This is a genomic window from Actinoplanes hulinensis (assembly GCF_019429605.1).
GTDB lineage: Bacteria > Actinomycetota > Actinomycetes > Mycobacteriales > Micromonosporaceae > Actinoplanes > Actinoplanes campanulatus.
This window is the reverse complement of record NZ_JAHXZI010000007.1, coordinates 263266-276765: the sequence shown is the minus strand read 5'-3', so window position 1 is coordinate 276765 and position 13500 is coordinate 263266. Positions and strand designations below refer to the sequence as shown.

Sequence of the window (13500 nt, the reverse complement as noted above, 5' to 3'; positions counted from 1 at the left end):
CATGGACCACGGCACGTTCCTCAGCGACATGCTGGACCACCCGGCGCTGCGCCGGCTCACCGTGCGCACCACCGACGACCCGGCGATCGCCCTGCTCGACGCCGCCGCCGTGGTCGCCGACCTGCTCACCTTCCACGGCGACCGGATCGCGGCCGAGGGCTACCTGCGGACCGCCCGGGACCGGCGCTCGCTCGGGCTGCTGGGCAGGCTCGTCGACTACCGGCCGCGGCCGGGGCTCGCGGCGGACACTCATCTCGCGTACCGGCTGGATGCCCGCTCCCAGCCCGCTGGCGTGCTGATTCCCCGCGGCTCACGAAGCCGTAGCGTGCCCGCGTCCGCCGGGGAGCAGCCGCAGACCTTCGAGACCGATGCCGACCTGCTGGCCCGCGCCGCCTGGAACGAGCTGGCGGTCCGGCGGCAGCGCCCCGATCCGCTGACCGCCGACGACCTCACCCGGCGCGCGGAGATCCTGGTCGCGGGCACGAACACGCTGCTCGTGGTGGGGGACCGGCTGCTGTTCGAGTTCGGCGACGACCGGCGGTTGATCCCGGTCGCCCGCCTGCGCGCCGACCGCGAACGCGACGTCACCGCGATCAGCCTGCCCGGCTCGCCGCCACCCAGCCTGCCCGAGCTGATCGCCGAGTTGCGCCGCCGTCTCGCCGAGCCGCGCCCCAGCGCCCCGCTCGTGGCCGACGTGGACCGGTTCGTGCTGGCGCCGCTGGAGGCCGATCTCGATCAGATCAACACCCCCGAGGGGTACGCGGAACGCCTGGCCGGGCCGATCCAGCGGCTCACCGAGGCGGCCGCGCTGGCCGGTCCCCGCCAGGACGCCGCCGACTGGTTCGACCGCCTCGCCGCGGTCCTGGCCGACCTCGCCGACCGCGCCCTCGGCCTGGGTGGAGTCGACGTCGACACCTCCGTGTCCGCGCTGGCCTCGACCGCCCTGACCGGCCTGTTCGCGCTGCGGGTCGTCGCCACCCCGTTCGGCGCCACGGCACCCCTGCAACCGGTACGCGACCAGCAGGGCCGGGTGATCAACCTGACCGACTGGCCGCTGCCCGGCGCCACGCTGACCACCACCCGGATCGTCTTCGACACGGCCGGGCGCGCCGCCGTACGGGCCGAGTTCATCCACGCCCAGCCGGAGGGCACCGTCCAGCACAGCGAGAACCTGCCGATCGGCGAGACCACCTTTGACCTCGGCCCCGGCCAGGTCGCCGTGACCGGAACCGCCACGGCGGTGACCGTCAGTCTGCGGGCCGGCCTGCCCACACACGAGCTGACCGTCGCTACGCCCACCGCGGAGCGCCGGGTCGCCGTCACCGTGGACGGGCAGTCGTTCGAGCTGAGCCCCGGCGACACCCGGCCGATCACCGTGGACGGCCAGGTGGTCACCGTCCGGCATGCCCCCGCCACCCAGCCCGCCTCGCTGGAGATCGTGGTGGCGACGGTTCCGGACCAGAGCCGCCGCGCGGTCCTGTCCCTGAACGCGGTCCACCAGGCGATCACCGTGGGCAGCCCGATCGTCGTCGAACGGGCGGGCCGGCCCACGATCGTCACCCGGGTCGCCGAGGCCCGCCCCGCCACCTTCGCGATGTTCGGCATCACCGGCCGCGGCACCCAGCTCACCCTGGACGACGACTGGCTCGACGAACGCGACGTGCTGCTCTCCCAGATCCGCGACACCACGGTCTACGCGGGCGGCGAGCCGCTGACCCCGGCCGGGCAGCCGCTCGCCGAGGACGTGCACGGCGACCGGATCGAGTTGGCCGACCGCCAGGACGGCCTGCGCCCCGGCCGGATCCTGGCGGTCACCGGCGCGCACACCGAACTCGCCACGATCGCCGCGGTCGAGCACGGGCCCGCGAACACCACGATCGTGCTGGCCGACGCCTTGGCGCACCGCTATCCGCGGGACACCGTGCGGATTCTCGGCAACGTGGTGCCGGCCAGCCACGGCGAGACCCGCGACGACCCGCTCGGCAGCGGCGACGCCACCGCCGTGCACCAGAGTTTCACCCTGTGGCAGGAGCCGCTCACCTGGCTGCCGTCCGAAGACCCGTCCGGCGCACGCCCGGCCCTGGAGATCCGGGTCGACGGCTTGCTCTGGCAGCCGGTCGACAGCCTGGACGGGCGCGGCCCGGCGGAGCGGGTCTACGTGCTCGGGAACACGCCGGACGGCCGGACCACGGTCACCTTCGGCGACGGGGCGCATGGTGCCCGGCTGCCCACCGGGCAGGAGAACGTTCGCGCCCGCCACCGGTTCGGGGCCGGGCCGGAGGGCAACCTGCCGGCGGGTCGGATCACCCAGCCGGTGACCCGGCCGCTCGGCGTCATCGGCGTCACCAACCCGGTTCCGGCCAGTGGCGGCGCCGACCCGGACGGGCCGGGACTGGCCCGCCGGCGGATCCCGCTCGCGGTGTCCACCCTGGACCGGCTGGTGTCGGCGCGGGACTACGCCGACTTCACCCGGTCCCGGGTGGGGATCGGGCGGGCGGCCGCGTGGGAGATGTTCGACGGCCGCCGGCGGGTCGTGCACGTGACGGTGGCCGCGGTCGACGACGTACCCCTCGATGAGGGCTCTGACCTGGTGCCCGCGTTGCGGGCGGCGCTGGCCGCCCACGGTGACCCCCGCCTGCCGGTCCGGGTCGACGTGCGTGACCTGGTCGCGTTGCGGCTGGTCGCCGGGGTGAAGGTGTCGCCCGGGCACTCCTTCGAGATCGTCGCGCCACGGCTGGAGCGGGCGCTGCTGGCCCGGCTCGGCTATTCCGGCCGGGATCTGGCTCGCGACGCATACCTGAGCGACGTCTTGGCGGTGGCCGACCGCACGCCTGGCGTCGACTACATGGACGTGGCCGTCTTTGCCCCCGTCGACGGGCCTGAGCAACCGCTCCCGGTCGTGCCGGCCCGGCCCGCCAGCTACACCGAGCAGGTCCACCGGGTCACCGCCCAGGACGGGCAGACCGTCACGTCGGTCGCCGTGGCGGCCGGCATCCCGCTGACCGAACTGGCCCGGCTCAACCCCGGCATCACCAGCGTCCGGCCGCTTCCGGCCGGAAGCACGGTGACCACCTTCCGCGGCATCCGGCCGGCGCAGTTCGCCGTCCTCGCGGCCGGCAATCTGACTTTGACGGAGATCGCATGACCACCGATGAACTTGCGGGACTGCTGCCGCGCTGGCTGCTCGCCGACGAGGAGGCCGGCGACCATCTGCGCGGCCTGCTCGCGGCCATCGAGGAACAGATCGACCGGGTACGCGACGCGACCGCCCGCCAGTACGAGGACTGGTTCGTCGAGACCGCCGACGCCCGGGCCCTGCCCCTGATCGGTGACCTGGTCGGCTACCGGCCGCTCGCCGGCTACCAGCGGATCCTCAGCGAGGGGCTGCGCGACGGCGGCCCGGCCGCGGAGTCGATCCGCCGCCTGGCCGAGGCGCTCGCCCCACGGCGCGACGTCGCGAACACGGTCGGATACCGCCGTCGCAAGGGCACCCTGTCGCTGCTGGAGGAACTCGCCGAGTCGGCCGCCGGCTGGCCGGCCCGTGCCGTGGAGACGTCCCGCCTGCTGGCGCACACCCAGCCGGTGCGGCTCTACGGCGCTGCCACGGCCCGGACCGACACCGTACGCGCGTCCCGCGGCCGCCTCGCCGACCTGCGTGACGGCAGCACCCTGGACCTGACCGGCACCGCGTTCCAGACGGCCGCCCGTACCTTCGACGTCCGCCGCCCCGGGGTGGAGCTGTACGTGTGGCGGCAGAAGGCGTACCCGGTCACCGACGCCCCGGCCTACCGTGTCGAGGGCGCCCGCGACCTGTTCACCTTCGACGTCCTCGGCGCCGACACCGCCCTGGTCACCAAACCCGAGCCGGAGCCGTCCACCACCCACCTCGCCACCGTCGACAACGTGCCCGCCCGGCTGCGGCGGCGCCTGTTCGCTGACCGCCTCGCCGACTTCTACGGGCCCGGCAAGTCGGTGGCGATTCGGCGCGGCGACCGGCTCGTACCGGTGTCCGACATCGTGGTCGCCGACCTGAGCGGCTGGCGCTACGAGCCGCGCCGCGATCGGGTGGCCGTCGACCCCGAGCTGGGCCGGATCGCGTTCAGCCCGCGCGCCGACCTCGACGAGGGGGTACGGGTCACCTACCACTACGCGTTCAGCGACGACCTGGGCGGCGGTGAGTATCCGCGGGACCTGTCCACCCCCGGGCACGTCTATCGGGTGGGGCCCGGTCACCCGTACCGGCGGATCGCCGACGCCCACCGCGAGTGGCGCGCCGACCGCCCCGCGGACGCCGTGATCGAGATCACCGATAGCGGTGCCTACCAGGAGGAACTCGCCTTCCAACTGGACGACGGGCAGCGGCTCACGTTGCGCGCCGCCGACGGTGCCCGCCCGGTGCTGCGGCTGCTCGACTGGTCCAGCGACCAACCTGACGCCCTCGTCATCGAGGCCGGCGAGGACTGCCGCGAGTCGTCGATGACCCTGGACGGGCTGGTGATCGCCGGGCGCGGCATCCGGGCCGGCGGGCCGCTGGCGGCGCTCACCCTGCGGCACTGCACCCTCGTCCCGGACGGCGAGGAGCCGAGCCTGTTCCTGGAACGCGCCACCACGGCGGTCCACATCGAGCGCAGCGTTCTCGGCCCGATCGTGGTGCTCGCCGACGAGGTCGGCACTGACCCGGCCCCGATCCACCTGCGCGACAGCATCCTGGACGCGACCGGCCACGACCGGCCCGCGCTGGGCGCCCCGGACGGCCGGCACGCGCACGCCGTCCTGCACGCCGAGCGGGTGACCGTCGTCGGCGAGGCGCGCGTGCACGCTGTCGAAACCGCCGCGGACAGCATCTTCACCGGGATCGTGAACGTCGCCCGCCGCCAGCGGGGCACCCTGCGGTTCTGCTACGTGCCGCCCGGCTCGCGGACACCGCGCCGGTTCCGCTGCCAGCCCGACCTGGCCGGACCGGACGCGGCCACCCGGGTCTGGCCACTGTTCGACAGTCTGGAACACGGCGCACCCGACTACGGGCGGCTCGCCACGCGCTGCCCCGCCGAGATCGCCCGTGGCGCCGAGGACGGCTCCGAGATGGGCGTCTTCCACGACCTCTACCAGCCGCAACGCGAGGACAACCTGCGTGCGCGGCTCGCCGAGTACACGCCCGCCGGCACCCGTGCCGCCATCAGCTTCGTCAGTTGAAGGGGAACCCGCACATGCACGCAGATCTGTCCCGCGACACTTTCCGTGCCGGCCGGAACTACTCGATGGTGCTCGCCCAGCAGGGCCGGGTCCAGTTGGACGCCGACCTCAACGAGCAGGCCGCCATCCAGAACCACCGGCTCCGCACCGTCGTCGCCGACCTGATCGGGCCGGACGGCGGGCCCCGCGACGACGCCGGATTCGCCATCACCCACGTGCCCGGCGAGGGCGGCGCCCTCGACGACCTGACCATCGGCGAGGGCCGCTACTACGTCGATGGTGTCCTCATCGACGCCACCCGCCCGGTTCCCGCCATCGCGGTGCCCGACGAGGGCGCCCCGCGGGAGCCGGAGGACCCGCGGCCGTGGACCTGGTTCACCCAGCCCGACGGCTTCCGCGACCAGGAACGCACCGGCGACCGGCTGCCGGGCGCTTACCCGTACCTCGTGTATCTGAAGGTGTGGGAACGGGCCGTGACCGCCGTCGAGGAGCCCTCGTTGCGCGAGGTCGCGCTGGGTCCGGCGATGCCGGACACCGCGGCGCGGATCCGGGTGGTCTGGCAGGTGCACACGGTGCCTGAGGCGGAGCTCGGCCTCTCCGGAGACCCCGACCCCGGCACGGTACGGGCGGCGCTGGCCGACTGGGCGAGCCGTGACGACGAGCCGCGCCTGGCCGCCCGTGCCCGCCGCCCCGAGGACACGACCGACGATCCGTGCCTGATCCGGCCGGAGGCCCGGTTCCGTGGGCGTGAGAACCAGCTGTACCGGGTGGAGATCCACGACGCCGGCCCGGCCGCCGGGGCGACGTTCAAGTGGTCGCGGGAGAACGGCTCGGTGGTGTTCGCCGTGCACGACGTCGACGGCGCCTGGGTGGAACTCGACACCGTGGACAAGGTGCAGCTCAGCGCGGGGGAGTGGGTGGAGGTGGTGGACACCGCCTACACCAGCCGCCACGAGCCGCTGCCGCTGCTGCGGGTCGAGGAGGTGGACCTGCCGGCCGGCCGGGTGCGCCTGTCCGCCGAACCCGCCGCCGGTGTGGGCCGCCGTCCCGAGTTGCGGCCCTACCTGCGGCGCTGGGACCACACCGCCGGCACCCCGGAGGGTGTGATCCGGGTGGAGGAGGGCCGCTGGCTGACGCTGGAGGACGGCGTCGAGGTGTATTTCGCGGCCGGTGACTTCGCCTACGCCACCGGCGATTCCTGGTTGATCCCGGCCCGGACCGCCACCGGCGACGTCGAGTGGCCCCGCGACCGGGCCGGCCGCCCTCTGCTGGCCGAACCGTCCGGCGGCACCGTCGCGCACGCCCCGCTGGCGTGGGTCACCGGCCCCGGCGAGCAGACCGACCTGCGCCTGCTCTTCGACCCGCTGGCCCGTGCGGTGCGGCCGGCCGCGGAGGAGGGCGCCACCAAGGCCGCCCGGCCGGCCGCCAAACGCCGCACCCGCCGGACCACGGGAGACAGCCGGTGACGCCATCGTGCGCGGGTGTTCACCCGGCGTGGCCGTAGATCACGATCACCAATCTGTCTAGTGGTCGTTAAGGTTCTCTTATGGAAGTGCCCGCTACGTTCTCGCCATGGCGGTCATGTCTTCCCCACAACTGGCGGCGCTGACCGGGCAGCGGCTCACCAGTGTCCTGCTCGGGGACGCCGTCTCCTTGCGGTTCACCGGCGGCGACGAGGTGCTGTTCGAGGGCGTCGCGCACCTCGACGGTCACGGCATCCGGCCCGGCGACGACTCGGTGGACACTCTCGTGACGCTGCTCGGTGACGTGGTCCGGGACGCCCGCACCGGGGCCGGTGGAGAGTTGCTGATCAGCTTCGGCAGCGGGGCGCGGCTGGTGGTCGACGCCGACGCGGAGACTGAGTCGTGGGCGATCGCCGGGGCGGACGGCCGTCTCATCGTGTGCCTGGCCAACGGGGAACTGGCCGTCTGGGATCAGGCCGGCAGGAGGCCCTGATCACGTAGCCACCGCCCGGTTCGCGCCATCCCCTCGGCGAGATCCACCCGGGGCCGGTAGCCGAGAAGCCGCCGGGCCTTCTCGATGGAGTAGGTGCCGGTCCGGGTGAAGTAGCGCATCGAGATCGCGTTCACCTCGGTCGGGCCGCTGACCAGCCGGATGGCGGCGCCCATGATTCCGGCCACGGCGACCGCCACCGGGGTGGGCGCCACGACCGGGCCACGCTTGCCGAGCATTCGGTAGTAGTGGCCGAAGAACTCCCGGCACGGCACCCCGGCGCCGCCGGTCAGGGTGAAGATCTGTCCGGTGGCCTCGGGCTTCTCGGCGGCGAGCAGTACCCCGTCGATCAGGTCGTCGATGTAGACCGGGCTGAAGATCCCGTGGCCGCCCGCCGGCAGCAGGAACCGGTTCTTGCGGATCAGCTCGACCGGCAGGACCGTCCACGGACGTGAGCCCGGCCCGTAGACGTCACCGGGCCGCACGATGGTCACCGCGACCCGGCCCTCGGCGTGCGCCTGCAACGCCACCTGCTCGCCGGCGATCTTGGTGTCCACGTACGGGTTGCCGTCCGTCCGGACCGGATGGTCCTCGCTCACGCCGTCCGGGAAGCCCAGGTCGGAGAACGCCCGGATCGACGAGAACTGGACGAACCGGCTCGCTCCGGCGCGGACCGCGGCGTCCAGGGCGTGGCGGGTCCCGGCGACGTTGACCCGCCACTGCCCGTCCAGGCCGACCGCGTTGGAGACCACGGCTGCGGTGTGGATGACCAGATCCGCCCCGGCGGCGGCTTCCTGCCAGGCGCCCTCCTCGCCGATGTCCCCGGCGGCCACCCCGGCGGCCTCGTCGGCGCGCAGATCCACGCCGGTGACCGTGTCGCCGCGGGCACGGAGCCGGGCCGCCAGCGCGCGTGCGATGAACCCGTTGGCGCCGGTGATGAAGACTACGGACACTCGACCTCCTCGGCGGTGCGCGTCCGGCGTACCGAAGAAGGGTAAGAGATCAGCCCACCGGGATGGCCGATGCCGGGCGACGGGTTTTCGCCAGCACGCACATCAGGACGAAAGCGGCCGCGAAGAAGCCGCTCATGGCGATCGCCATCGGCGTCAGCGTGTCGTGGCCGAACACGCCGGTCAGCGGCGTCACCAGGGCGGCGGTCAGGAAGGTGAGGCCGCCCTGGAGCGCCGACGCGGTGCCGGCCGCCCGCCGCCCGGCCTCCTGCGCCAGCGCGGTGCTCGCCGGAATCGAGAAGCCCATCCCGGCGACGACGGCGCACAGCAGCGCCCACGGCACGGCCAGCGGAACCGCCTCCGGCCCGGCGAGCGCCACCGCGGGCAGGCCGGCCGCGCCGAGCGTCGACACGGTGATGCCGACCGCCCGCAGCCGGACCGCGCCGGCCCGCGCCACGAGCGCCCGGAAGAGCAGGCTGAACAGAGCCATCCCGGCGGCGTTCGACGCGAAGACGATCGTGTACTGGGTGGGGCTCAGGTCGTACACCGAGCGCAGCACGAACGCCGAGCCGCCGATGTAGGTGAAGAAGCCCGCCGCGGCCAGGCATTGCAGCGTGACGTGCCGCATGAACGACCAGTCCCGGGCCAGGTCGGCCATCCGGACGCCGAGCGCCCGCAGGCCGGTTGGATGCCGCTGCGGCGGTGGCAGGGTCTCGGCGATGCCCAGTGTCACCGCCACGGCCATCGCCGCGCCCAGCACGGTGAGGGCCGCGAAGACGGTCCGCCAGGTGCCGTGCGCCAGGATCACGCCACCGATCGCCGGCGCCACCACCGGCCCGAAGAAGGTGACCGACGAGATCGCGCCGAAGGCGGCCGCCGCCCGGTCCCCGCGGTAGGTGTCGGTGACCACCGCGCGGCCCAGTGCCACGCCGCCGCCGGCCACGAAGCCCTGCAACAGCCGGGCGGCCACCAGCACCGCCCCGGTCGGGCTCAGCCCGCACACCACCGACAGCACCGCGAACAGCACGCTGCACCCGATGAGCAGGCGGCGGCGACCGTACGAGTCACTCAGCGGCCCGATCAGGAACTGCCCCGCCGCCAGGCCGACGATGAACGCGGTCAGCGTCAGCTGCGCCACCGTGGCGCTGGTCTCCAGGGTGCGCCGCAGCTCCGGCAGCGCCGCGATGTAGGTGTCGGTGGCGAACGGGCCGACCCCCATGACCAGGATCAACGCGACCAGGGCGGGGCGCCGGGGCGGGGTGGACAAGACGGTTTCCCTCCTGCCCGGCGGCACCGCGCCACCGGACAGGGTGAAGTCTGCCCAATCCGCCGCGGGGGCGCTGTGATCGGCCGTACGTTCTATGCGGAAACTGTGCGGTCGATAGCAATATCGCGTGCCCGCCCGTCGATTCTTGACAGCGCCTGACCGGGATTCCTAACGTTTCTCGCAACAGCCGGGATTCTCTTCTTCGGAGGGTTTCATGTCTACCGCCGTCCGCAACGCCATAGGTTTCATGACCCGCCTCCGTCGACCCGCTCCGGCCAGCCCGGACAGGCGTGCTGACCCGCAGGTGGGCTTCGACTTCGACTTTGATTTCGACGACGCCGACGACGACCGAGAATTCGAGGACGCGGATTTCGATCCTCATTTTCCGCGCTCATGACCACGGCGCTGTTCTGGCGCTGTGAAATAGCCGCGAATCACCTGTGGATCGCATCCCATGACGATGTGGCCGTGCTGAATTCGGCGTTCCTCGCCCGGGCTGTCGTCCTCGTCGAGATCCTGTTGGCCGCCGCCTGTGTCGCCGTCTGAGCACCACGGTGTTCATCGGGTTTCCAGGTCCTGCTCGGGGCTCGGAGCCTGTCCACCTGGAAGATCGACAGCACCTTCCTGGCCCGGGTCATCCAGGAGTACGCCGACCACCCCGAACACCGGCCCGCCATCGGCACCGAGGCCGAACTGCGCCGCCTTCTTGACGAGCCGGCCGGTATCGACGTCAGGGGGCGGTGACCCGGTAGACGGCGCCCGCGTGGTCGTCGCTGACGTAGAGGGCGCCGTCCGGGCCCTGAACCGCCATCACCGGGCGGCCCCACCGGGAGCCGTCCTCGTTCTGGAAGCCGGTCAGCAGGGTCTGCTGCGGGCCGAGCGTCCCGTTGCGCCAGGCGAAGAAGGACACCTCCGGCGGCCGGGGCGGGTTGCGGTTCCACGAGCCGTGGATGCCGACCAGCGCGCCCGGCCCGTACGACCCGGCCAGGCCCGGCGAGACGGCGAAACTCAGGCCGAGCGGCGCCGAGTGCGCGCCCATGCCCTGCTCGACGGGCGCCAGCTTCGAGCAGTCCAGCTTCGCGCCGTCCGGATTGGTCTGGAGGTCCCGCACGAACGGCCGCCCGGTGTAGCTCAGCGCCGACTCCGGGTCGCCGGGCGACAGGTCGGGTTCCGAGTTGCAGTACGGCCAGCCCAGCTCACGGCCCTCGGTCAGCCGGGCCAGCTGCTCCATCGGGTGGTCGTTGACATACGACTGCATCACCTCGCCGCGGTCGCCACGGCCGTCGCCGTCGTAGTCCCGGTCGTACGGGAACTCGATGTTGTCGCGGTGATTGACCGCCGTCCACACCGCCCCGCCCGGGTCGACGGCCAGCCCGGTCCCGTTGCGGACACCCCGCGCGAACACCGTCGGCTCACCACCGGCGGCCGGCGCCTTCAGGATCGTCGCCCGCTCCGGCGAGGCGTCCCGGTCCTCCTCCGAGATGTTGCCGGTCGACCCGACCGAGATGTAGATCGTCCCGTCCTTGCCGATCGCCACGCTCTTGAGCGCGTGCGAGTAGGCGCCACGCAGCTCCGGGCTCTTGTCGTCGGGCAACCCGCCGACCACGACCCGCTCATCCGAGACCTTTCCATTCCGGTACGTGTACGCGTTGACCTGGTCGCTTTCGGCCACATAGAGCGTGTCTCCGTTGAACGCCAGCCCGTGCGGCTGATTGAGCCCACTGAGCAGCGTCTCCTGTCGCGGCGCCCCGTTGCCCGGCACGAGCGCGACGACGTCCCCGAACTTCGGCCGCGACACCAGCAGCCGCCGGTCCGGTGCCCACGCGAGCAGCCGTGCGCTGGGGATCCGCGCCCACACGCTGACCGTCCAGCCGGGCGGCGCCTGCACCCGCCGTTTCCCGTCGAACGGCGCCGTTCCGGCCCCGTCGAGGACCCGCACGTCGGTGGCCGCCAGGTCCGGCACCCGCGCCACGGCCGACGACGGCGGCGGCACCGTCGGCCGGATCGGCGCGACCGGCTCCTCCGACGAGCATCCCGCCAGCCCGACCAACAGGCTCATGCCCACGACACCACGCGTGATCGTCCTCATCGCAGCATTGCTACCCATTCGCCCGCCGCGCCGCAAGTCGGCGTGCTGTGTGCCGGACCGGCGACCACAACGCCATCCCGATCCTTCGCCGGACCGGCGACCAGGGCGCCGCCCCGATCAGGAACAGCAGCGTCAGCAGGGGCAGCCGCCACCACCAGGACACGGCCGGGTCCGGGGCGGCGGGTGTCTCGACGGTCCACGGGCGGGCCGTCTTCGACCAGGCGAGAAAGGCGTCACCGATCGGTACGAGGCCCAGCGCGTACCGTTTCGTGCCCGGTGTGGAGAACGGGATCCCGGCGAACTCCCCGAACCCGGCGAGCGCCTCGGCCAGCGGGTCGTCGCCCTGGCTGCGGGCGGCCCCGAGCGCGACCACCGTCGTGGACAGGCTGACCCCCAGGAGCAGCGGCCCTGAGTCGACGTCCCCGGCGCCGTTCACACCGTGCGGATACTCCCGGATCGCCGGGGTGATCCCGAGCGGCCGGGCCAGGAACTCCTCCCGAAACCGCAGGTACTGCTCACGGGCGAACACCGGGTCCACGTCCACCAGGAACCGCTGGATGAGCGCCTGCGAGGTGCCGCGCGAGCCGTCCACCGTCCAGCCTGCGTAGAAGACCCCGTACGCCGGGACCGCGCCCGCCTCGAACGGCGCCCGCCCGGCCGGCGACTCCACCCGCGCCAGGGCCCAGGCCGCTTCGTCCGCCGCCCGCTCCGGCTCCACCCCCCGGTGGCCCAGGTCCACCCAGGTCAGCCCGTACAGGACGTTGAGAAAGTAGTAGCCCTCCGGAAACAGTGCCTGCGCGTCGGCGTCCGCGCCGCCCTCCAGTTCCGCGCGCAGAAAGGCGAGCTGACGCCGTACCCCTGAAGGGTCTGTCGCCGAAACGACCAGCCGCACCGCGCCGATCAGCGCGAGCACCGTGACGACCGAGGCCAGAACCCTCAGGAGTACGCGCATCGCGCCACCCTATCGAGCGTTGGCATCCGGACATCGATGAGGAGATGGCACAGCTGACCGCCGCGCTGCGGGCGCGCGTGGAGGCGGCCCGTGCCGGTGATCCCGCGCCGGTCCTCGACGGCACGGCCGCCGCCGCGGCCGCCCGGCTGGACGAGCTGCTCCGGGCGATGGCACACGACGTCCCCTCCAGCTGCTCACCATCGGCGAGCGCCTGGTCCGGCACGTGGAGGAGGAAGACGACCCGGGGGCGCTGACCGAGGCGATAAGCGTGCTCCGGTCCGCGGCCGGGGCCTTCCCTACCGGAAGTCCCGGCAACCGTGTTGGCCTGTCGAATCCGGGGTACGCGCTGTGGTTGCGATACGAGCGGGCCGGGGACGACGCGGATCTCGACGCCGCGATCTCGACCATTCTCCGGTACGGGCGTGACGGACCGTATGCTTCGAAGGCGTAACCATCATGATCATCGGGGCTGGAAAATGAGTGACCTGCTCAAGACGCACATCGAGAACGTTCTCGAAGCCAACTTCGCTGCCGTCTCCAAGACCATGCAGCGCGTCGAGGAGTACGAGGAGCAGGGCCGCCGCGTCATCACCGGCGGCCAGATCGGCGAGGACTCCTGGGACATCATCGACTGGCGTACCAACGAGATCCTCGCGGCCGGCACCGACGGCCTGGCCGGGTACGCTGCGGCCGGCACCGAGCTCGATCCGGAGGGCACCTGGATCCACCTCGACCAGATCCTCGAGGACGAGGAGACGGAGTACGTGGAGACACCCGGCCTGCCCGAGGGCCTGGCCGCCACCATCGAGGACTGGGTCCTGACCGGTGACCCGGAGGAGATCGCCGAGTTCATCGGCTGGCCGCTGGAGAAGGTCGAGGAGTACCAGGCCGAGGCCTAGCCAATTTCGCGAAACAGCCACAGTGGTGCGAACCTGGACCGATGCGTCTCCTGGTGTTCGGCGCGGCCCTGCTTCTCCTGCTGCTCGCATTGCTGGTCCTGGCCCTCGGCATCGCCTCCGCCCTGGGCCTGATCGAGTTGCGGTTCGGCGCCCCATCCTGACCTCTCCCGCCGCCGGCTGAGGCAGCCCTCGTGCCC

12 protein-coding genes are annotated in these 13500 nt (G+C 72.8%); 8 read left to right on the top strand and 4 right to left on the bottom strand.

What is annotated here, in order from left to right:
- Position 1: 1 nt before the first annotated feature.
- The 4 genes from KZ829_RS15530 (at position 2) to KZ829_RS15515 (ending at position 7149) form a co-directional block, all read left to right on the top strand.
- Entirely contained in the window at positions 2-3145 is a 3144-nt protein-coding gene (locus KZ829_RS15530; protein ID WP_220144599.1) for a putative baseplate assembly protein, read from the top strand.
- Positions 3142-5193 (top strand): hypothetical protein, encoded by a 2052-nt coding sequence (locus tag KZ829_RS15525; protein ID WP_220144598.1) that lies wholly within the window; start codon positions 3142-3144, stop codon positions 5191-5193. The genes KZ829_RS15530 and KZ829_RS15525 overlap by 4 nt, the downstream gene beginning before the upstream one ends.
- Before the next feature lie 14 nt (positions 5194-5207).
- On the top strand, positions 5208-6659 hold the full coding sequence (locus KZ829_RS15520; RefSeq protein WP_220144597.1) for a DUF6519 domain-containing protein: 1452 nt from the start codon (positions 5208-5210) through the stop codon (positions 6657-6659).
- A 106-nt stretch (positions 6660-6765) separates the two neighbouring features.
- The gene (locus KZ829_RS15515; protein WP_220144596.1) at positions 6766-7149 is read left to right on the top strand and encodes a DUF6188 family protein; all 384 of its coding nucleotides are present in this window, start codon (positions 6766-6768) and stop codon (positions 7147-7149) included.
- Here the strand turns inward: KZ829_RS15515 and KZ829_RS15510 are convergent.
- Together KZ829_RS15510 and KZ829_RS15505 are read right to left on the bottom strand one after the other, a co-directional pair.
- Entirely contained in the window at positions 7128-8099 is a 972-nt protein-coding gene (locus KZ829_RS15510; RefSeq protein ID WP_220144595.1) for an NAD-dependent epimerase/dehydratase family protein, read from the bottom strand. The two genes, KZ829_RS15515 and KZ829_RS15510, sit on opposite strands and share 22 nt — an antisense overlap.
- Before the next feature lie 49 nt (positions 8100-8148).
- Positions 8149-9363 (bottom strand): multidrug effflux MFS transporter, encoded by a 1215-nt coding sequence (locus tag KZ829_RS15505; RefSeq protein ID WP_220144594.1) that lies wholly within the window; start codon positions 9361-9363, stop codon positions 8149-8151.
- 214 nt (positions 9364-9577) lie between these two features.
- On the opposite strand from KZ829_RS15505, the gene KZ829_RS15500 reads away from it, so the two are divergent.
- Both KZ829_RS15500 and KZ829_RS15495 read left to right on the top strand, forming a co-directional pair.
- Positions 9578-9760 (top strand): hypothetical protein, encoded by a 183-nt coding sequence (locus tag KZ829_RS15500; protein WP_220144593.1) that lies wholly within the window; start codon positions 9578-9580, stop codon positions 9758-9760.
- Positions 9757-9909, top strand: coding sequence for a hypothetical protein (locus KZ829_RS15495; RefSeq protein ID WP_220144592.1), 153 nt, complete (start codon positions 9757-9759; stop codon positions 9907-9909). The genes KZ829_RS15500 and KZ829_RS15495 overlap by 4 nt, the downstream gene beginning before the upstream one ends.
- A 184-nt stretch (positions 9910-10093) precedes the next feature.
- Here KZ829_RS15495 and KZ829_RS15490 read toward each other — a convergent pair whose 3' ends face one another.
- Both KZ829_RS15490 and KZ829_RS15485 read right to left on the bottom strand, forming a co-directional pair.
- Positions 10094-11422, bottom strand: a complete 1329-nt coding sequence (locus tag KZ829_RS15490; RefSeq protein WP_246635650.1) for a PQQ-dependent sugar dehydrogenase — start codon at positions 11420-11422, stop codon at positions 10094-10096.
- Positions 11423-11462: 40 nt separating this feature from the next.
- A complete protein-coding gene (locus KZ829_RS15485) occupies positions 11463-12404 on the bottom strand; it encodes a hypothetical protein (protein ID WP_220144590.1) in 942 nt (313 codons plus the stop codon).
- A gap of 44 nt (positions 12405-12448) precedes the next feature.
- Here KZ829_RS15485 and KZ829_RS15480 point away from each other — a divergent pair, with 44 nt between their 5' ends.
- Positions 12449-12658 (top strand): hypothetical protein, encoded by a 210-nt coding sequence (locus KZ829_RS15480; protein WP_220144589.1) that lies wholly within the window; start codon positions 12449-12451, stop codon positions 12656-12658.
- Positions 12659-12880: 222 nt separating this feature from the next.
- Positions 12881-13303: a hypothetical protein gene (locus KZ829_RS15475; RefSeq protein ID WP_220144588.1), complete on the top strand. Its 423-nt coding sequence runs from the start codon at positions 12881-12883 to the stop codon at positions 13301-13303.
- Positions 13304-13500: the final 197 nt, after the last annotated feature.